The 18,155-nt window shown below is 56.4% G+C and carries 23 protein-coding genes; 5 read left to right on the top strand and 18 right to left on the bottom strand.

From position 1 onward, the window contains the following. Positions 1–7 precede the first annotated feature (7 nt). Entirely contained in the window at positions 8–973 is a 966-nt protein-coding gene (locus tag AB5I78_RS19120) for a major capsid protein (RefSeq protein WP_122822492.1), read from the bottom strand. A 12-nt stretch (positions 974–985) separates the two neighbouring features. Further along, positions 986–1,714, bottom strand: coding sequence for a hypothetical protein (locus tag AB5I78_RS19125; protein ID WP_017479625.1), 729 nt, complete (start codon positions 1,712–1,714; stop codon positions 986–988). A 78-nt stretch (positions 1,715–1,792) separates the two neighbouring features. Here AB5I78_RS19125 and AB5I78_RS19130 point away from each other — a divergent pair, with 78 nt between their 5' ends. Continuing rightward, positions 1,793–2,260: a hypothetical protein gene (locus AB5I78_RS19130; RefSeq protein ID WP_256670891.1), complete on the top strand. Its 468-nt coding sequence runs from the start codon at positions 1,793–1,795 to the stop codon at positions 2,258–2,260. Here the strand turns inward: AB5I78_RS19130 and AB5I78_RS19135 are convergent. The 5 genes from AB5I78_RS19135 to AB5I78_RS19155 are packed head-to-tail and all read right to left on the bottom strand — an operon-like array spanning position 2,225 to position 7,112. Then, complete coding sequence (locus AB5I78_RS19135) at positions 2,225–3,319, bottom strand: phage minor head protein (RefSeq protein WP_369301037.1); 1,095 nt, start codon at positions 3,317–3,319, stop codon at positions 2,225–2,227. The two genes, AB5I78_RS19130 and AB5I78_RS19135, sit on opposite strands and share 36 nt — an antisense overlap. After that, entirely contained in the window at positions 3,294–4,712 is a 1,419-nt protein-coding gene (locus AB5I78_RS19140) for a DUF4055 domain-containing protein (RefSeq protein WP_369301039.1), read from the bottom strand. Before AB5I78_RS19140 ends, AB5I78_RS19135 begins: the two co-directional genes overlap by 26 nt. Continuing rightward, positions 4,709–6,010 (bottom strand): terminase large subunit domain-containing protein, encoded by a 1,302-nt coding sequence (locus tag AB5I78_RS19145; protein WP_145163871.1) that lies wholly within the window; start codon positions 6,008–6,010, stop codon positions 4,709–4,711. Before AB5I78_RS19145 ends, AB5I78_RS19140 begins: the two co-directional genes overlap by 4 nt. Continuing rightward, positions 5,997–6,458 carry a DUF2280 domain-containing protein gene (locus tag AB5I78_RS19150; protein WP_242201978.1) on the bottom strand — a complete coding sequence of 154 codons (462 nt, stop codon included), beginning with the start codon at positions 6,456–6,458 and terminating at the stop codon, positions 5,997–5,999. The genes AB5I78_RS19145 and AB5I78_RS19150 overlap by 14 nt, the downstream gene beginning before the upstream one ends. Positions 6,459–6,488: 30 nt before the next feature. Next, the gene (locus AB5I78_RS19155) at positions 6,489–7,112 is read right to left on the bottom strand and encodes a putative metallopeptidase (protein ID WP_145164111.1); all 624 of its coding nucleotides are present in this window, start codon (positions 7,110–7,112) and stop codon (positions 6,489–6,491) included. A gap of 710 nt (positions 7,113–7,822) precedes the next feature. On the opposite strand from AB5I78_RS19155, the gene AB5I78_RS19160 reads away from it, so the two are divergent. After that, complete coding sequence (locus tag AB5I78_RS19160) at positions 7,823–8,071, top strand: hypothetical protein (RefSeq protein ID WP_369301042.1); 249 nt, start codon at positions 7,823–7,825, stop codon at positions 8,069–8,071. Between the two features lie 125 nt (positions 8,072–8,196). Here the strand turns inward: AB5I78_RS19160 and AB5I78_RS19165 are convergent, their stop codons facing one another. Both AB5I78_RS19165 and AB5I78_RS19170 read right to left on the bottom strand, forming a co-directional pair. Next, entirely contained in the window at positions 8,197–8,514 is a 318-nt protein-coding gene (locus AB5I78_RS19165; protein WP_369301044.1) for a hypothetical protein, read from the bottom strand. Beyond that, positions 8,514–8,885, bottom strand: coding sequence for a chemotaxis protein (locus tag AB5I78_RS19170; RefSeq protein WP_025856073.1), 372 nt, complete (start codon positions 8,883–8,885; stop codon positions 8,514–8,516). The genes AB5I78_RS19165 and AB5I78_RS19170 overlap by 1 nt, the downstream gene beginning before the upstream one ends. Positions 8,886–9,065: 180 nt before the next feature. Here AB5I78_RS19170 and AB5I78_RS19175 point away from each other — a divergent pair, with 180 nt between their 5' ends. From AB5I78_RS19175 to AB5I78_RS19185, 3 genes are all read left to right on the top strand, one after another. Then, entirely contained in the window at positions 9,066–9,260 is a 195-nt protein-coding gene (locus AB5I78_RS19175; RefSeq protein WP_178119726.1) for a carbon storage regulator, read from the top strand. Between the two features lie 1,164 nt (positions 9,261–10,424). Next, entirely contained in the window at positions 10,425–12,203 is a 1,779-nt protein-coding gene (locus AB5I78_RS19180) for an EAL domain-containing protein (RefSeq protein WP_369301046.1), read from the top strand. 173 nt (positions 12,204–12,376) lie between these two features. Next, positions 12,377–12,613, top strand: a complete 237-nt coding sequence (locus AB5I78_RS19185; RefSeq protein WP_369301047.1) for a hypothetical protein — start codon at positions 12,377–12,379, stop codon at positions 12,611–12,613. A gap of 67 nt (positions 12,614–12,680) precedes the next feature. On the opposite strand, the gene AB5I78_RS19190 is transcribed toward AB5I78_RS19185, so the two are convergent. Genes AB5I78_RS19190 through AB5I78_RS19230 form a run of 9 tightly spaced genes read right to left on the bottom strand, consistent with a single transcriptional unit; the run spans position 12,681 to position 18,043 of the window. After that, positions 12,681–13,226, bottom strand: coding sequence for a hypothetical protein (locus AB5I78_RS19190; protein ID WP_145163857.1), 546 nt, complete (start codon positions 13,224–13,226; stop codon positions 12,681–12,683). Continuing rightward, a complete protein-coding gene (locus AB5I78_RS19195; protein WP_369301049.1) occupies positions 13,223–13,867 on the bottom strand; it encodes a recombination protein NinG in 645 nt (214 codons plus the stop codon). The genes AB5I78_RS19190 and AB5I78_RS19195 overlap by 4 nt, the downstream gene beginning before the upstream one ends. Beyond that, positions 13,864–14,379 carry a hypothetical protein gene (locus AB5I78_RS19200; RefSeq protein ID WP_369301050.1) on the bottom strand — a complete coding sequence of 172 codons (516 nt, stop codon included), beginning with the start codon at positions 14,377–14,379 and terminating at the stop codon, positions 13,864–13,866. Before AB5I78_RS19200 ends, AB5I78_RS19195 begins: the two co-directional genes overlap by 4 nt. Beyond that, on the bottom strand, positions 14,376–14,543 hold the full coding sequence (locus tag AB5I78_RS19205; RefSeq protein ID WP_369301051.1) for a hypothetical protein: 168 nt from the start codon (positions 14,541–14,543) through the stop codon (positions 14,376–14,378). Before AB5I78_RS19205 ends, AB5I78_RS19200 begins: the two co-directional genes overlap by 4 nt. Continuing rightward, complete coding sequence (locus AB5I78_RS19210) at positions 14,540–14,983, bottom strand: hypothetical protein (RefSeq protein ID WP_369301052.1); 444 nt, start codon at positions 14,981–14,983, stop codon at positions 14,540–14,542. The genes AB5I78_RS19205 and AB5I78_RS19210 overlap by 4 nt, the downstream gene beginning before the upstream one ends. Then, positions 14,980–15,768 carry a hypothetical protein gene (locus AB5I78_RS19215; RefSeq protein WP_369301054.1) on the bottom strand — a complete coding sequence of 263 codons (789 nt, stop codon included), beginning with the start codon at positions 15,766–15,768 and terminating at the stop codon, positions 14,980–14,982. Before AB5I78_RS19215 ends, AB5I78_RS19210 begins: the two co-directional genes overlap by 4 nt. Then, positions 15,755–16,684, bottom strand: a complete 930-nt coding sequence (locus AB5I78_RS19220) for a helix-turn-helix domain-containing protein (RefSeq protein ID WP_369301056.1) — start codon at positions 16,682–16,684, stop codon at positions 15,755–15,757. The genes AB5I78_RS19215 and AB5I78_RS19220 overlap by 14 nt, the downstream gene beginning before the upstream one ends. After that, positions 16,681–17,268, bottom strand: coding sequence for an HNH endonuclease (locus AB5I78_RS19225; protein WP_370003297.1), 588 nt, complete (start codon positions 17,266–17,268; stop codon positions 16,681–16,683). Before AB5I78_RS19225 ends, AB5I78_RS19220 begins: the two co-directional genes overlap by 4 nt. Position 17,269: 1 nt before the next feature. Further along, positions 17,270–18,043, bottom strand: a complete 774-nt coding sequence (locus tag AB5I78_RS19230; RefSeq protein ID WP_369301057.1) for a Bro-N domain-containing protein — start codon at positions 18,041–18,043, stop codon at positions 17,270–17,272. Positions 18,044–18,155: the final 112 nt, after the last annotated feature.

The following is an 18,155-nucleotide window of genomic DNA, read 5'->3' on the forward strand; positions in this document are numbered from 1 at the left end:
TTGAGGTTTAACCGCCAGTAACAGGAGGCGTTGCGGTCAGCGTGATCATCACGCCGGCGGTGACTTTGTTGCTGCCCGCATGCTTAATCCAGTTGGCAGCTGAACCGACTGCAGCCAGGGTTGGGTTGGAACCGCCAGTGGTGGCTTTCCAGCTGTAACCCAGCACATCGATATTCACGGTGCCTTCCGCGCGGTAGCCGATGCTCAGGTTTTCTTCGTCGTTCACTTCATAGGAACGGAAGCCCGGGGCCTGCGACTCGGTAATGGTCACGGCGTTAGGCAGCAGGCCGAAAATCACGTCCGCCGGCGCGGTGTCGGTCACCAGTACAGGCTTGCCCAACGTGCCCGGCAGGCCGCCGTAGATCACGACACCGGCCTCTTCGTAGATCTTGTTGGTGATCGCTTCGTCGACGATGTCGAAGTAAGCGCTGGAGTGCATCACCCACAGAGCGATCCGGCCGAACTTGTCACCGAACTTGCGCATGCCACGGGTCAGCGTCTTCTTGCCGTCGGTTTCGATGTTGGCCGAAACCACCATGTCAGCGTTGGAGCCGATGGCGGCACGAAGGCCAGCTGTTGCGTATTGGATGAAGCCTTCCAGCGTCGCGTCTGCTACGTCAGCACCAACGATCTGGGAGAACTCCTCGACCGGACGGCCGCGGCGCTTGAACGCCTCTTCGGTGGTCTGGTACGGGCCGTACTTCCAGGGAGCTTTGACGCCGACAGCTTCACCGGCGCTGATTTTCTTGGCAGTTACCTTGCCGTCAGAGTTGACGTCGCGGTGCTCCAGAGAGCCGTTCAGCTTGTAGAGAGCGCGTTTGCGGAAGTCGCCTTCGATCAGCTCGTTGTCCAGCACCATCGCGCCATTGGACGATGCGTTGAACACATCCAGGTTGTCCTGGACACGCTCCAGGTATGCGGTTTGCGCCTCATCGTTGTAGATGATCAGGTCGCTGTTAACGGTTGTAGCCATGGGTCAATCCCCTTACTTGGGCAATGCGAGATATGCGGTTTGGCCGTGCTTGCGCTGAAAATCGCGCTTCTGCTCGGAGGTCATTTCGGAGCGCTTGAATGCAGCCTTGCCGCCACCCCCGCCCGGGGCAAATGTTCCTGAAGCCCTTGGCCACAGATGAGGTGCGCTTTCACGCAGAGATTCCGCCCATTCGAGCGGAGTCAGAGGGGTCTTGCCATCTTTACCGAGGATGACCTGGCCGGATTCATCAACGGCGACCGCATCGCCATCTTCGTTGAGGGTGAACACGCCTTTGGCGCGCAGGATGATGTCGTCTGTTGCTTCCGGCAGCGCGCCGGCCTTCAGTGCTGCGCCGCGTACCGAGTCGCCCAGGACTTTGCCCTGGAACTTGGCAGCGAAAGACTCAGCCTTCTCAGCGCGCTCGCTGATGGTCTTCAACTGCTTGTCGTAGTCGCCACGCAGGCGCTCGGTGCGACGGTTGAAGACCTCGTCCACCTTACCCTCTGTCAGCAGCTTGGTTTCTTCGTCCTGGCCCGCACGACTGAGCAGGCCTTTGACGGCGTCGATGTCGATGCCTTCAAACTGGGTTTCGAACTGGGTCAGCTTGCCGGAAGTTTCCTTGAGCTTGCCCAGCAACTCCGAGTTCTTGGTTTTCAAACCGGAAACAGAGGCTTCAACGGCAGTCGCGATAGCGGCCTTGATTGCCGGGTTTTCCAGGTCGATTTCGTTTTCTTCTGCCACGTTGATGCACCCCTTGGGTTTGGATTAGCCTGCCTCGCAGGCAAATGAAATCGCGTCCCTATTTCAGGGGCGATAAAAATGGTGAAAGTTATGGCGCGGATGGACACAAGGCTGGAAAGCGAAGGAGCTGAATTTCTCGTGCTAGGGCAATTGCTGATTCACAAAATCGCCGCTTACAAGACTTATACCAACATGCCTGGATACGACATCGTGGCTACCGACGCTGCGCAAAACTCTTCCGTTCGAGTTCAGGTAAAAAGCCGTTGGAGAACAGGTGCGACTGGATTCCCCATCAAAAACTTCGATTGCGAATTTGTGGTCGCGGTATTCCTCAATCGCGGATCTCCAGACGGAAAAAAGCAGCCTATCCCACCGCATTACTATGTTTTGCCAGTAGCAACGATCCAGGCCCTTCCTAGATCTGAGGGCTGGAGCAAGGTGGACCTGAAGCACTTGCCCGATCTTGAGCAGTACAGAGAGGCGTGGGGCTTGATATCAGACGCCTTAGGATCAATTCGGGCCGACGCCTGCCCTTTGGAACGCTAATGGTTCCAGTGTTTTCATCTGCGCGAGAGTCAATGGCGCAAAGTTGCGATCAAGCTGCAGCTCTGCGAAGCGTTCAACGCTTAGACCACCCTCGCGAAACAGCTTGGCCCGCATAGGACCGATTGCCTCGTCCTGGAACGAGGCTGGCTGCTGCTGGAGCCAGTGGTAGTAATCGATGTCAGCACTGACCTGCTTTCCGCCGTCAGCACCTACCGAGGCACGCGTTGCGCCCTTGGCGAACATCGCGCTGAGCTTGGTCAACAGAATGAAGGTGGTGCGGCAGTTAGGGTGGAAAGGCGGTCTTGGGCCGGAATCCACCGGAAACTTGCGCTTATCCATTGAGCGGCACAACTGGCCGGTCTTGCTATCCAGCGTTGCCACCATCTGGATCTCTTTCACGATGTCCATGTTGGCCTTGGCCACCTCCATCCGGGCCTGGGAAGACACATGCTGAATAGCGGTGTGCACGACGGTGCTGGCATTGCGGTTGGTGGTGGCCAAGATGCCGTCTTTGTACCCTGCCGCCTTGGTGCCGCGAATGTTGCGGATGATCTGGAAGTTCGTCTGACCTTCGAAGAAGCCCTGCCGGATGGTGCCGGTAACTCGTTCACGCTCTGCACCGGTCCAACCCTTGATGAAGGCCTTCAGCAGCTTCCCGCCGCCTGTGCCGCGCACGCTGAGCGGATTCGTCAGCACTGCGGTGCGGATTGCAGCGGCCGTCGGAGCGACCACATCCAGCGACACGCCAACCGGCGCAGACCTGGCAAGACTGGATGCCTCAAATTCGGCCTCGTAGTTGGCGATGTCCACCAGATCCAGGTTTAGCTGCGTGCTGTACCGGTCGAAGATGCCCAACAGCAGGCTATCTACTTCCTTCAGCAGCGCTTCCAGACGCTTGACGTTGTACTCGGTCAGGTCCGACTGGGTGAGCCGATCCCGGATCGATCGATCAATCTCCTTGAGGAAAGGGGCGAACTTACCGACCTCCCCTGCCTTCAGCTTCTCGAGAAAGACCGCGTGCCGGATCGTGGCATCAAGTACTGCCGGATTTACCGCCATTTGGTTTGTCCTCGTCGTCCAGGCCCAGGCCATCGCCCTGCTCTTCCAGCTCACCGTCAATCTGTTGGTCAGTACGTTCTGGTGCGATCAAGCCGAGCTTGCGCAGGTACGCCCGAAGGTCAGCTTTCGCAAAGCCGCCGTTCTGCCACAAGCCAACCAAGGCCGTGATCATCTGCGGATCAGCTGTGAGTTCGACGAACTCCTGATTAACCTGGTAGGCGACCTTCTTGTCTGCAACGCCCATGTAGGCGCAGCACCACATGATTGCCCGGGTGTAGGCCTCGCTGACGTTTGCCACGCAGCCGGCCAGCACTGACGTGGACGCCGATTGGTCGCCGCGGGCCTCGGTAGCCGTCTTGGACGACAAAGACGCAACCACCATCCGCGCCCCGAGCTCGATCATCATCTGGTTCTTGTCGGCCATGGCCTCCTTGACCAGCGTGTTCGGCGCCGGTTGTGCATAGCCGAATGCACCACCCGCCGGCAGCATCATCGGCGCCCTGGAGCCGACATAGACGCCGTTCTTCTCCATCCAGTCGCGCCACTGCTCATCAAGGCCGCTGATCCACGGCTGAGCCTGACCACACCAGAAGACGCTGTCTTCGTAATCGGCACTGTTCCGGTAATGGCCCAGGTTGATCATGGCGATGTCGTACAGCGGCGACTCGTCGATGCTTGGGTCGTTGTTCTGCGCGCCGACGAAAGTGAACGGGATCTCCTTGAGACGACCGGTTACGCCTTCTGGCTTGAACTCGTCAATGACTGCCAGTGGCCCGCCACCTTTCGGACCGGACCGGCGCCAGACGCGGCAAACAAAGCCGTCATCCTCAAGCGCCAGCTCCCGGTACTGCTCAGCCGTCTTGTAGCCGAAGCCGTCAGGAATCTCCGGCGACTCGCGCAGGACCACCAGCGTCAGCACGCTGTGACCGTTCACCATGCCCGTGCGCCAGTTGATGATGTCTTCGGCGCAATAGGACAGGATCACCGAGTGTCCGCCGATGCCGTCATCCTGGTGATAGTCGACGTACAGACCGTGCCGACCAGCCTCAAGCACCTTCTCAAGCGTGCCCTGTGAATGCTGGTAGATGCTCACCCCGGAGCCGTTGGCGTTGTCCTGCAGGTACTCCAGCTTCTTCGGCACCGTCAGTGTCGGATCTTTGTGGAAAGCCAAACCCAGCAGCCCGTTTCGGGTGTGCCCGGTGGCGTTCTTGAACACCGCCCGCTCGCGGTAAGCCCGGTTCCGATCTTCGTTCTCCGGCGACTTGTCGTGCGAGTTGATGTACGGCAGCCGATCGACTACCCGGTGCTGGCCCGCGCAGACGTCGCGAACCGTCGCCCAGCGGTCCAGCACTGCCGTGTATTCCGCCCGCTTGAAGGAGACGTCGTTGCTCATCGGGCGTATCCCATTTTGATAGCGGTGACCGGTTTGATGATCGGGTACTCGCGGTGGATGAAGTAGCCGCCGGCGTCGTTCGCGTGATCGATGCCAGCGGTTTTGTCTGGCTCCCCGTTCGCACCCCATACCTGCTGCTCCAGGCCATCGGCATAAGTTGGGCAGGTGAACGGGTTAACCAGGTAGCGGCGCTCGCCCTGCGCATTGCAGAAGACGGCGTTCATTGCGTTGATTCGGTCCTTCACGGGCGGGTTTGCCGCTGGAGCGATGACCGCGAACCCGGCCTGCTTGAGCATGGCAAGGTCGGTGATGCTGGCGTTCAGGGACTTGCGTGAATCACCCGAGGCATCCGGGTAAATCCTGATCTCGCACGTCTTCTTGAAGTCGTTGCCGTCGTGCTGCCAGTAGCGCTCTTTGATCCGGCGGATCATGTCGGGCGTGTCGTAACCGTCGATAAGCTCATCCACGGCCCTGGGCAACCCCTGGTCGCGCTTGACGTGGGTGATCGCCGCCATCTTCCCGACGTTGAAGTCCATACCGATGAACAGCGGCTCGCCGGGCTGCACGGTGTCGAAGCACCCGTTGAGCTTGCGGTCGTAAGCCGTGTAAATCGTTCCCGACGTAAGGTTGACGAACTGGCCCTTGAGGTACGCCATGATCAACTGGGGCGGATATGACTCCATCAGAGAGGCGATGTAGTCATCCGGCAGGTTCAGCTCGTTGTCGAACGTGCTGGCCTGCACCAGGCCGTACATCTCTTTCAGTGACGGCTTGTCGCGCAACTGCTTCACGAATTGCAGGAAGACAAACTTAAAGCCTTCCGGCGTCGTGGTGACGTCCACGCCGTTCTTCAGCCCCGGAAGGTTGTAGCGCATACGGGCAATGATCTTGCGCCAGGCCTGCTGAGCCTTGATGGCAGTCAGTACGTCCAGCTCATCCACCAGGGCGTGACCAATCTTGAAACCGACAATCGTCTGCGGTTTCTCCATCGACCGGCAAATCACAGTGCCGCGGTACTGCCGACCGCTGTAGATGTGAACCTCGTGGTTCGCCTGGTTGATCTTGGTCTTGAGCCCCCAGTCGTAGGCCACCTCATCCATGGTCGGATAGAAGATGTCCCGGATCTGCGGGTAAGTCGGTGCGAAGTAGCCAGCGTTGACGCCGGGCCACTCCATGAAGTGCTTACTCAGTGCCGAACAGCCCACCCAGGTCTTGCCTGAGCCGAACCCGGCAACGAACGCACGGAATTTGTGAGGCAGCGTGAGGAACTGAGCCTGCGGAACGTTAAGGCTCGGCATTCGGCTTCCTCGCATCCACCACGTCGACCTGGATGCGGGTCGGGATCACCGGTTCATCACCGGCCTCTTCCTTCCGTGCCCGGTTGACGTAGATGTCGCCGCACTCTTTGGCAGCCTGCTCCAGTAGCTGGGCAGTGAGCGCCATGTTCTTCATGCCTTCGGCTTTCTCAGCCATGCGGCTCAGGGCGCGCAGTCGGAAGGCTCGATTGGCGATCGGGATGTCTTCAGTCTCTTCGCGGAACCGCTTGCGGCTCTCTCGGAACATCGTTGCCCACTTCTCGCCCAGCGCCTTACCGGCTGCCTTTGTTGGGTCGTGTGATTCGCACTGCTGACGAGTGACAACAACGTTGAATTCTTTTAAGACCGCCTCAACCACCTGAGAAGGTGTGTCAAAGCACGCGAGAGCCTGAACAATAAAGGCTTTCACCTCACTTCGAAGAGCTGCCATTGGCGATCATCCGTCTTAACCTGTCTAAAATCAGGCCGACTTGAGCAGACAGGTTCCGCAGGCCCTCGATATGTTCAATTTCCCCACCTCAGCAGGACTGTTTGCAGCGTCCACCAACGCTTGAACGTCAGGGCTTGCACCATAACGGCGGACGACACCGACGAACTCTTCAACGTCGTGGCCCTGCAGCTTGATCTTCGGTGCGCCGTCTTGGGTGAATGCTGGTTGAGCGTACTTGTCGGTCGCATGAGCCAGGTGATACAGCTCGTGTTCGATCAGGGCGCAGAACTCAAGGTCGCTGCACTGGGCGCAGTAGTCGGCCGCCAGGGTGATGATGAAGGCCGGCACATCGCCGAACCAATCACGCATCTGTTGCTCCATCCGGGCTTTCTGCCAACCGCCGGCGCGGAACGCTACCTGTTCGGCCTGGCCAAGAACTGTGAGTCCTTGTTTCTCGAAGCTCGACGACGCCCACATGACACGGATACCTGCATCCAGCAAATGGGCATGGTCTTGGTTGTAAAGGCTGCCGGTGTCGGCAAGTATCTCGGCTTGTAGCCAGTCCCATACCTCCGGCGCTGGTGTTAGGCGAATTAGGAAGTCTGGCAGATCGGCCAGATGAAGCGCTGAGGGAGGGGGTCTCGGCCAACTCAAAATCACACCTTTCCAAACTTGAAATAAGTAGCTAATACCTGCAAATATGTGACTCGCATAGCTAAGGAGCAGCAAATGGTGATGTCATGCCATGACCCCCGAAGACTCGTTAAGCATATTGAAAATGCATACCCTGATGCCAGTCGGTCTGCGGTCAATGCGGTCGGAGCCCTACAGTTTGTATTTCCTGATGGCATGGTAATCAACATCTATCCAAAGGGAACCATTCACTTCCAAGGGAAATCCAGCGCCATCCGGGCGAAAGTGGAAGCTCAAATCTCATTTATTAACAGACGATAGCGAGCAGTATCGGTGTTGATTCACCGCTGGCTACCTCAAAGTCACAATCGATCAGGCCGTTTTAGTGGGCAATGGTATTCATTGAGATACCATCTCATAGGCCTGCATGGTGACCATGGAGCAATCCAATGATCAAGCCTTTAGGAACGCTGGTAGACAACGCTGCCGTGGCATCGGCAATAGCCTTGTCGATAGCGCTTACCGCAGTATTGATATCCGGGATCACTGGCGTACTGTGAAGCAGTCGGACGAGGTTGCTCAGTTGCAAAGCCTCGCGCCACGTTTGGGCGCATTCGAAAAATATGGCGCGTTGGGTACGGCGTACCGTCAGCCGCTCGTCACACCAATTAAACTTTCTGAGCGCCAGTGCCGACCTATATTTAGGTGCAAATAAAAAATTTGGAGCGCTTGTGAATAAAGAAGAAATTGAACGAGAGCTTGCCCATGCCGCAAATAATTACAGGCAGCTGGCAAGTACCCTCGCAATGATCAAAGGCACTCCACTTGCTCAAGATCCATCTTTCATAGACCAAATTGACCACCTCAAAGGTGCAATGATTGCTCTTCAAGCGCAAGTTCGCCGGCTGAGCGTCCTCGATGGAGCAATGCATAGTCCTGCTCGAAGAGGGAAGCACGCGCTGCACCTCGTCAAGCGATAAACGTATAGAGCGATGTCGCACTCACTTACTCTTGCTTATGACGATCTGAGCGTTCATCTAGCCTGCTCAGGAGTCCAGCAACCTAATCTACTTAACTAAGTAGGCAGTGCACCCGCAGTACGCCATCACGGGGGTGCTCGGTTTAGGACTTCATCCACTTTGTCGGCAGCTTTGGCAGCAGTCGTCGCAGCCTTCGTGGCTTGGTCGGCGGCGGTACCGGTTCGGCGGCTCAGCTCTTCTAGGCGCTTGTCGCGCTCAGTCATGGCGGTGTCGTAGGCTTTTCGCATGTCGGTCACTTGGCTGCTCTGCTTATCAGCGAGCGACCAGTATGCGGCTTGGTAACCCAGTACTGCCCCACCACCCACCAGCACTACAGCAATGGTCCAAACTTCGGCCCGGCGCCACCAGCGGCGTGCGATAAATTCCAATGCGCATCTGTCCATTAGGCGATTCCTCCCAGCTTGGTGCGAAGGCGGGTGATCTCATCGCTCTGCTGCGTCACGCGGTCAGTGAGTTGAGCTACCTGGCTGGTGAGCGCTTCGATCTTACCTTCCATGCGCCCAACGGCAGCTGCCAGGTCATTCCGCTCCTTCGCGAATTGATCGGCGCGGGCCTCGGCTTCTTTGCGAGCGGCGCGCTCCTGGTTCAGCAACTCGTTTAGTCGCTTCAGTGTGCCGATATCGGCGCTGTCCATTGCTCGGTCAGTTGCATCCTTAGAAAGGAACCGGCGCAGCCATAGCAGGCCGCCCAGTACCACGGTGGCACTACCGCCCAGCCAGGTAGCTGTGCCTGGGCCTAGGTCAGTAGGGTCCATCTTCACTCCAAACCGCATTTATTCCCATTCTGGGATTCAATAATTGCATGTTCCGCATCATTCAGAAGCGGAGACAAAAAGATATTTCCACACAAAAAATCAGATAATTCCTACATCAATTTTGCTTCGGATAGGGAATATTGACGTCGAAATGAGTAATTGAGCAGAGAGGATCGCCTTTTGTTAGTCATTACTAGAACTCCCAATAAGCGCTTGCGTATAGGCGACGAAATCCAAATCAACGTGGCTAAGGTCGTTGAAGATACGGTGTATTTAGCCCTCAGCGCACCCGAACGCATATCAATCAAAGCGGTGAGTGGTATTCACGACGATGAAATACCCAAGCGTCCGAACGGCGCAGTAGAACTTGCTTGAAACGGGGTTAGCAGGCTGCACTCCCTGCTCAGAGCGAGGGGTGGCGGGGCAGAAAACGAAAAAGCCCGCATAATGGCGGGCCAGTTATTACAGCTAGTATCGAAATCCCACTAAAGAAACAGCTCTAAAAAGGGAAAATTATGAGCATTGGATACATACTAATTGGTATCAAACTTGTCAACCATAGTTCTGGCGCTAATTGTATATCGATTGAAAAGTCAATGACCGTCCGTCAGTTACGGAAGTACGTTTTAAGCAAATTTAGCAAAGTTGACGACTGATCAACCTGAAAGGCGCTACTCGACCTCGGTCAAGCGGCGCTCCAAAAAAACTTATCCTCCTATCCTTCTCCAGACTCACCAAGTATTTGCAGTTTCATCGCAGAAATTTCTGTTACGAGAGCAGTAATGCGAGAAGACTGCGCATCATTCATAACCACCCGCGCAATTTGCTCGATCTGAGTCTGAGCCCTGACCGCGGGTACCTAGCCGCTCACTGGGCTGAATTGAGGGTACAGATCTTTTCTGTGCCTCTTATCGGGAAAAATCCAGCGAATGCTGGGTGCCCGAATAGGGACGTCACAATCAATGAAATTAAAGTGAGGTCGATATTTAATCGACGCCCAACTCAGTGTGCAGATCATGCGGAAGGCCTAGCGCCAAATATTCCAAAAACTTTGGTTGTCGAATATGAGGGACGGCGAGAGGTTCGAAGCAGCACTCCTCTCCATTGGCATTGGCCGGAGAGATCTAGATACGTGCGCACTTTGCTCGGGATCGGGTCGATAAGGACACCTTATCTGCCCCGTTTGCGCAGCGCTCGGAAAAGAAAGCCAGCCATGGATGCGAAAAATGAAGCGTCGCGGCCATTTTTTTTACACAAACTCAAAACGCGTAAGATCGACAGTATGGGCGGATAATCTCTCACTTTCTCACTCGACGCAACTCCATTTTGTGATAAAAGGAGATTTTTTATAGCTACAGTTGCTAAGCATCAAGTATTTTAGGGGAATTGTTAGCGGCTTTAGGCGACCCTAAACATATGAGCTCGCTTTCGGCACCAATCCTACCGAATAAAGCTATGACCATCATAGATAAATGCAGTCGAATTGGTGATGAGCATCTGATATGTTCACACACATATGTGTTCCAAGCGGAGGTGATCATGGATGCTGCCGATTCGACCCCAGATTATGAAGAGGTGCGCTTGAAGCGCGTGGCAGAATTTTGCTCATGCGACCAAGAGAGTGATGAGGTTTTCGAAAAGTTAATCGCTATCACTTCAGAATATTTCAACGCACCGATCGCACTGATATCCATTGTAGATGAGCATAAGCAATGGTTTAGAGCTCGGATTGGAATCCCAGAACACTCAACATCTCGCGGCATTTCGTTCTGCGCGCACTCGCTTTTTGACAAAAACCCTTTAGAGGTTTTAGACGCTAGAATGGACGAACGCTTCAAAGATAACCCTATGGTAAATGGACCGCCTTATATTAGGTATTACGCTGGCGCGCCTCTTCTTACAGATGATGGCTTCTCTCTCGGTAGTCTCTGCATTATCGATACATCTCGTAGAGAACCAATGAGCAAACGAGACATGGGAATGCTCGTTTATTTCGCTCAACTCGTAATTATGCGAATGACGGGCTTACGCTCACGCACCTACATTGACCAGCCAACTGGCCTATTTAATCGACTCCGATTGGAAGAAGATATAAGACTCGTCAGCACCACTGACGAAGAACATTATCTTTATGCTGTGGACGTTATCTCACCTAAATTTCTAAACGACGTTGTAAAAGCTCTCGGGTACAGTTTCTCACAGGAACTAATGCTCAACGTCAAGACTCGCCTTCAAGCGATATTACCAAAAGGTTGCGTCTTATATAAAATCAGCCCTACACGATTTGGCTTTCTTCTACATGCGATAGACCCTATAGAGACTCTGTGTAAGAAGATACTATCAGATTTAGAACGGCCGGTTGATTGCAAAGGGATTCCCATACAGATGCAGACAGGCATTGGCGTGTTACCTCTTATCGACTCAGGGGAGAAAGACTGGCTTCGCTTAGTGGTTGGAGCTGCTGACGACGCTAGAGTTCGCAATCTGGGATGGTCACTGTATCAACCGAAGTTAGATGCAGCACAGAAACGGGCGTTTGTGCTACTAAGCTCATTATCTGAGGCCGTCCGGTCAGCCAGCCAATTAAATTTGGTTTTCCATCCGAAAATAAACCTGTCGGATTTTTCCTGCGAAAGTGTTGAGGCGTTAATCCGCTGGACCCACCCGACACTCGGCCCTATAGGTCCAGCTGAATTTATTCCTTTGGCTGAAAAGACTGCATTAATGCGACCTCTGACTTTCTGGGTACTTGATGCAGTTGCCACTCAAGCAAAAGAGTGGAAGGAACAAGGGATTAAATTGAGAGTGGCCATGAACGTAACTGTTGGCGACCTTGAAAATTCGAATTTCGTAGATCGAATCGAAGACCTTATAGGCGAGAGCGACCTTGATCCAGACGATTTAGAGCTGGAATTCACTGAAAGCATGCTTATGTCCGACCCCGTAACGGTAATAACGCAACTGGAGCGCGCACGAAAATTGGGCATAGAGGTCTCTGTGGACGACTTTGGCACTGGTTACAGCAACTGGTCATATCTACGACAGCTTCCAGTTAACACGGTGAAACTTGACCAATCACTAATTAGCAACCTCAATGCAAATGAAAAAGACAAGCGACTCGTTAAGACATTGATCGAGCTCGCTAAAGGACTGGGATATCGGGTAGTAGCAGAGGGAGTTGAAACCGAAAAGATTCTGTCCCTCATTAGCCAATGGGGCTGCACCGAGGCCCAAGGGTACTTGATTACTAAGCCTCTGAGCGCAGGTCTATTGACCGAGTGGTTGCAAAAGGGAGGTTTTCGACCTGAATCTCGATAAGGCGAGAGCACCCAATTTTGTGCTATGCCGAGGCGCATTTGATCTCTCAGCCTCCGCGCTGAGCCCCGCCTCTATACGCGCTTAGAAAACTTCGACTCCAGCATTGAGAACCTTCAATTCTCCGTCTAGTTTTACTAGACCCAATCAGGGACGACTGAAATCGGAGATAGGATATGCGTGGATATAAGGGAGTATTCGTTGTGGCGTGTCTAGCTGCGGGAATCATGTCACAAGCGGCCATCGCTAGCGCCGAGGGGGATATTGCCACAGACGTGCGCACGGATGTACGTAATGCAGACAAAGATGCTGACCGCGCCGAGCATGATGTTGATAAGGAAGCGAAGCATCTAGAAAACGAGCGGCACAAGGGCGATCGCCACGTAGATAAAGAGATGAAGAAAGACCTCTAAAAAACATGACCATGGCGGCGGGCAGTCCTAACATCGACTCCCCGCCATCTCAATAGTGCGCCCCATCCTATGCAGCAACAGTTTCAATTAATCCTTCCGCATCGAGCAGGTCTTGAGCAGCGGTCAGCGCAGCATTCACCTGGTCGTCTAACGCTTTACGGATAGACGAACGCCAGCGGTAGCGTGTCGATTCCGGCTTACCATCATTGTCCCAATTAGTAATGTTGTACCAGGCAGCGGGTAGCACCGCGGCGGAGCGCTTACCCTCGGCACCGGAAACCTGCGGGATGGCCCAGGTAAGTACAGCGCACTCACGGAACCGTTTCGGCGCCGGCGTCTTCACCGAGTTCAGCAGTTCCAAAATGGCGCCATGCTTTCGTTCCTGGTGCGTCGAGTACTTAGCCACAAGTGCCCGCCAGTGCGCCGGGCTCAACGCCTTGTGTAGCCGCCCGAACACCCAGCAGTCCTGAAGAAACGCAGCCTCCTTGCCGACGATCTCCCCCTTCTGCTTAGCGCACTGCACCTTCGGCTCAAAGTCGCAGCCGCCGGCGGAAGTGATGGTCTCAGCCGCGAGGGCTCGAACTACTGCTGAAACGACGTTGCGATAGGTCATGCGGCTTCCCCTTTTTTCAGCTCTCTGGTCATTGCCCGGTATTTGGCCTTGATGGCCTTGATCTCATCCACGGTGTACTTGCGCGCCTCATGAGGCCCTTCGATCCATACGACCTTCTCGGCACCAATGCGCAGCACAAGGCGGATGCGGTACTCCACGGCGTTGCCGGAAAGGTTTCGGTTGCACTTCACGCACTGACGGTGGATGTTCGACGGCTCGAAGCGCAGCTCTGGGCAGGCGCCGACGGATCTATAGTGCCCAGCGTCCCAGCGGCTGCCAGTCATGAGATCGTTGTCAATGGGCGTCGAGTCGCAGCTGATGCATGGCAGGTGCGCGTCACGCAGGCGCACGTACTCGTTCACCGCGGCCTGGGCTTCGCGCAGGTGGTCCGCCCTACTCTTCATCTTCTCCTTGCGGACCTTGATGTCCTTGCGCTCAACGTCGGCCAGCGCCTTTCGTGCCCGGACCTGATTGACCGGCGCATGAGCCAGCGCACAAGCAATTTCACCACAAACCGCCTGGAAGTCTCGAACCGGGGTGAACTTGACCCGGCATACGGCGCAGCACTTCTGGCGGCGCGCCCGGGTCTGGATCCCGCCGGACTTGAGCGGCGTGGTGCGCTTCAGTTCGGTACGCTTCATGCCGCCTCCTTGAATGCTTCAAACTCTGCCATTTCGGTCAGGCGCTCTTCCGTGAGCGTTGGCCAGTCATGCAGCATCAGGTACGCGCAGCACTGGCGCCAGAAGTCTTGGAATGCCTCCTCCCCCATTGAGTCGTACGAGAGACTGCGAGGTGTCTTGCGCGTGAGCTGGCCCAGGCCAGGGATGTCGAACAACTCCTCGTCGCAGTACACGCCCGACTCCAGTTGCAAGGCCTTAATGGCGTCGTGGGACTGCTTGCCAGAGAACCGGTCGATGTTCTGGCTCAGCACCCGGCCCAGGCCGTGGACCAAACCATTGAACCGTGGGTTGCGTGGCTGCTTGAGGTCGGCACGAATCTTCGTGTTTATCCGAAAATCGCGCTCGCGGAGTATCGACCGGTCAGCGTCGGAGGACGGCACGAACGCTGCCACCTCCTTGCCAGTAGCCGGATCGACCAGGCGGCGCAGCACCAGGTACACAGGCATTGGGCGTGGCTTGGCTGGCTTGGTCATGGCCGCTCCTCCCTACCACTACCGCGGAAGCAAAGATCCAGACCAAAACCAAATACGCCAAGTACCACCACCACACCCAAAGGTACAGAAAAGAACGCTATTACCAGGCCAACCGCCAGTGCTGGCACGGCGGCGAAAAACAGCCCTGCAAGGAAGTAGCTCATGACGGCTCTCCCTTGCCCATGACGGCGCGTCGACCTTCGTGGAACGCCATTACCTCCTGCATACCGTTATCCACTGCGACGATCTCGCGGTCGAAGTAGGCCTGTCTGTCGGTCTCACCCTCTGGAGGTAGCTCGCCCGGGCCGGCCAGCGAGTTGTAGATCCACGCCATTGCGGCGGCCGGGCCCTTGCCATGCTCTTCCTCGATGAGGGCCGAGCGCATGGCGAGGAGGTAGCGACCAAACAGCAGATCCAATTCCTTGATACGCATGCGGGCCAACTCGTTCTCTGCCAGCAGCTCCAGCGCCACCTCCTCCACGGTCTTCTCACCCAGGAACTCATCCAGCGCCTCGGTGTTGCGCTTCCAGTCGGCGCAGTCGGCCCGGAATGACGCGGCTTCGGCCCAGAGCAGTTTATGAAGTTGTTGCTTGTCGATGGTCATGCTCGTGACTCCAATTCCTGGGCCTGCCTGATCAGCAACGCCCGGCGATCCGCCAACTCGTTGGCAGCTGCAATCCGTATTTCGTCCTGCTGCTGTGCGCTGGCTTTGCGCATTTCCAGCATCGAGCTCTTAACGGTCTCGAGCTTTGCGCGAAGGGCGGGCTCCGGCCGGGTGACGTTGCCAGTAAGCAATCCGGCAATGGCCCGGCCATCCTCGGTGATCGGCTCAACGCTCAGGTCTTCCAGGTACTTCTGGGCGTGTTCGCGCGGGATTCTCTTCAGCTCCATCGCCTTGGTCACAGCCTGCATGCGGCGGTTGGTGTCGAAGCCCACGGACACGTGCCAGTTGACTGGTCTCGCATCCTCGCGAGCCTGGCTCACGAACCTCTGGTAGGCGTCAATGAACGCCATGCGCGCGCCGATTTTGTCGCCGCCATCCAAGATGGGTTTCGCGGCTGCCAGAGCCAGCTGGATTTCATCGGTCAGCACCACGGTTTCAAATTCGTCATTCGTGGTCATCGCAATGGCCCAAGCCTCGTCCTTGCCCGGGCGCCCGTCGGAGGACTGAACGCGCTGCAGGATGTCTGCCATCGCCAGCTTGCCCTTCACTTCGAAGCGGCAAGCCTTCAGTGCGGCTTTCACGACAGGCACGGGATACGCACAGAGGTCTTCAGCCATCATCGCTGCGGTACCTGGGTTCATCTCCTGGCCCATAGCCTCGGCCGTTGCGCAGATGGCGGCGGCCAGCCCGGCGACCTGCTGGTCGTTCATTTCAAAGGTATTCATTGCGGTCACCTGCTTGGCGTTTGGCCAGAACCATCTGGGCGGCCTGTTCTGCTGCGGAGTGGTTCGCCTCCGTCCGTTCCATCTGGCGAGCGGTTGTGCCGTTGATTTGCTGCCCGGTCACCCACTGGGTGTGATAGCTCTCGGCGTTGGCCAGCAGCTCGTTGAGGCTGTGGCACTTGCGCAGTACAGCGGCATCGCTGGTTTTCAGGAAGTGGGCAGCGACGTGATGGGCGACATCGGCGCCGAGGCGGTCGACCAGTTGGCCGAGCTGGCCGCCGACCTTGGCATTCCACACCGGCCAGGCGCTGTAGCGCTTGCGGTATGCCATGGCGTAATTCGCCCAGACCTTGAAGGTTTTGCAGGTCTGGTCTTTGGGGCCCGGCATGTCGGCGGGGATCTCAACCCGTGGGGCATCGGTGCGATCAGCCACCAGCATCAAGCCGCGGGAATGAGCCGGAACAACCTCGGCGGGAGCCGGGGGTGCAATTGGTTCATTGACCGGTTCCATGACTGGTTCAAGAGAGTTACTGATTCTGGGTGCAGCTGCTGCACTACCCCCTGGTGCAGGAGATTCACTAGGGGGTGAACCTGCTGCACTACCCGGGTGAATCTGCTGCACTACCCCTGGTGCAGGAGGTGCACCACCCCCTTCGAGGGTCAGGAAGTAAACGTTCGACGAATTCCCTTTTGGGCCTCCCTTCCGGATCTCCTTGCGCAACAGTCCCGCCTCACACAGAGCGGTGATGTGGTTCATGACAGAGCGCTTGCTGATCTCGCACTGATCGGCGATGTGCTGGTAGGACGGCCAGCACTCACCAACGTCGCTGGCGTTGTCGGCCAACTTGATCAGCACCAGCTTGCGCAGTGGATTACCGACGCGAAGTTTCATCGCGGCGACCATAAGGCCCATGCTCATGCTGCACCTCCGGCGAACGCGCGGAAATCAATCGTCCGCACGCCCTTCCAGCTATTGCAGGACATGCAAAGGGTCTGGAGGTTGCCCAAAGAAGCCTCTCCACCTTGGCATTCAGGTACGACGTGATCAGCCCTCAAACGCATCAGCACCGAGCAGCCACAGCGCAAGCACGCGTGACCGTCACGGGCGAATACCCGAGCACGCAAGCCAGAAGGGATTGGTTTCTTTTTCGTCCTGCGCCGGGGCGGGAGGGCCCGTGGTTGGTGCGCGGTGACGTGACCCATACGGTCCGGGTTCCACTCACAGCCTTTTTCCGTGAGTCGGAATGCTTCAGGACGAAGCTCAATCAAACCGGCCTCTTCAAGGGCCTTCAGCATGCGGTAAGCGGTGTCTGGCTTGTGGGTGAGCAGCGGCAACTCCTCAGTGATCTTGGCCTTGCTCAGCGCGAAGAAGACCCCGTCATAGGTATTGATTGGCTTGGTCCAGCTCGGGCAGCCGTAGACGAAGGCGAACAGCAGGGCCTGCTGAGAATTCAGCCCCCACTCCAGCGCCTTCACCTGGTTAATCGTGACGGTGTATTGCATGTCAGGCCTTCCCGACCTTTGCGGCCAATTCGATGAAGCGATCCACGTACCAGTGAGGCTGCGTCTCGCGGGGGCATTGAGGGCTGGTGAGGTTCTTGCCGTAGGCCAGGCCCTTCCCGGTCACGGACCAGAAGTCGATCATTTCCTGCTTGGAGTTTTTGCGCCGCAGGACCTTGAGGAAGCCGTGGGCCTCCAGTGCAAGGTTGAAGGCGCGGGCGGTGCTGGCGATGGCGTGATCTTTGATCAGGGCGGTAATTGCCTTGGTGGGCATCGAAGAGCCGCCAGCGGCATCAGGGGCGGCGTCAACGGCGTAGCCTGGAAGGAACTTGGCGTCCAGGCCGTTGTTGGCGGCGATCATGGCCAACATCAGCATCTTGCTGGAGTTGGCCGGCTTCAGCAGGCGGTCGAAGCATTCCAGAATGGCGAGTTCGCCAATGACCTTGGAGTTGTTCGTCTCTTGGGCGGTGTAAGAGCCGGTCTTTCGAATGGTCGGCAGCACCTGGCCCACCACCCACTCTTCGAACTGCTCAGCAGCCGGAAGCTTGGACTTCATCACAAGACGGTAGAGATCGCGCTCAGGGATGATTTGCACTGCGCGGACCTGACCTCCCATTTCGGTATGGCAGGTACTGACCGCTTTGCAGTGAACATTGATCGCTTTCGACGTGTTGGAGTAGCCGAGGGTTTCGGCGATATCCTTGGCGATGAACCAAGGCTCTCCGAGGCCGTCGTCAATTACGCGGACAGGGAAGCCGTGGAAGTCGAAAGGGGTCACAGGCTTAATCCGCGCCACGTTTTGAAATTGCGGAAAACGTGGCGCGGGAATATTGGGTTATTGATCGATTCAGTGTGTTGGTGCATGATTTGCTCCAATTGTTTACCGCTGT

Origin of the sequence: Pseudomonas sp. N2-3-1-14, from assembly GCF_041228395.1 — a bacterium.
Lineage (GTDB): Bacteria > Pseudomonadota > Gammaproteobacteria > Pseudomonadales > Pseudomonadaceae > Aquipseudomonas.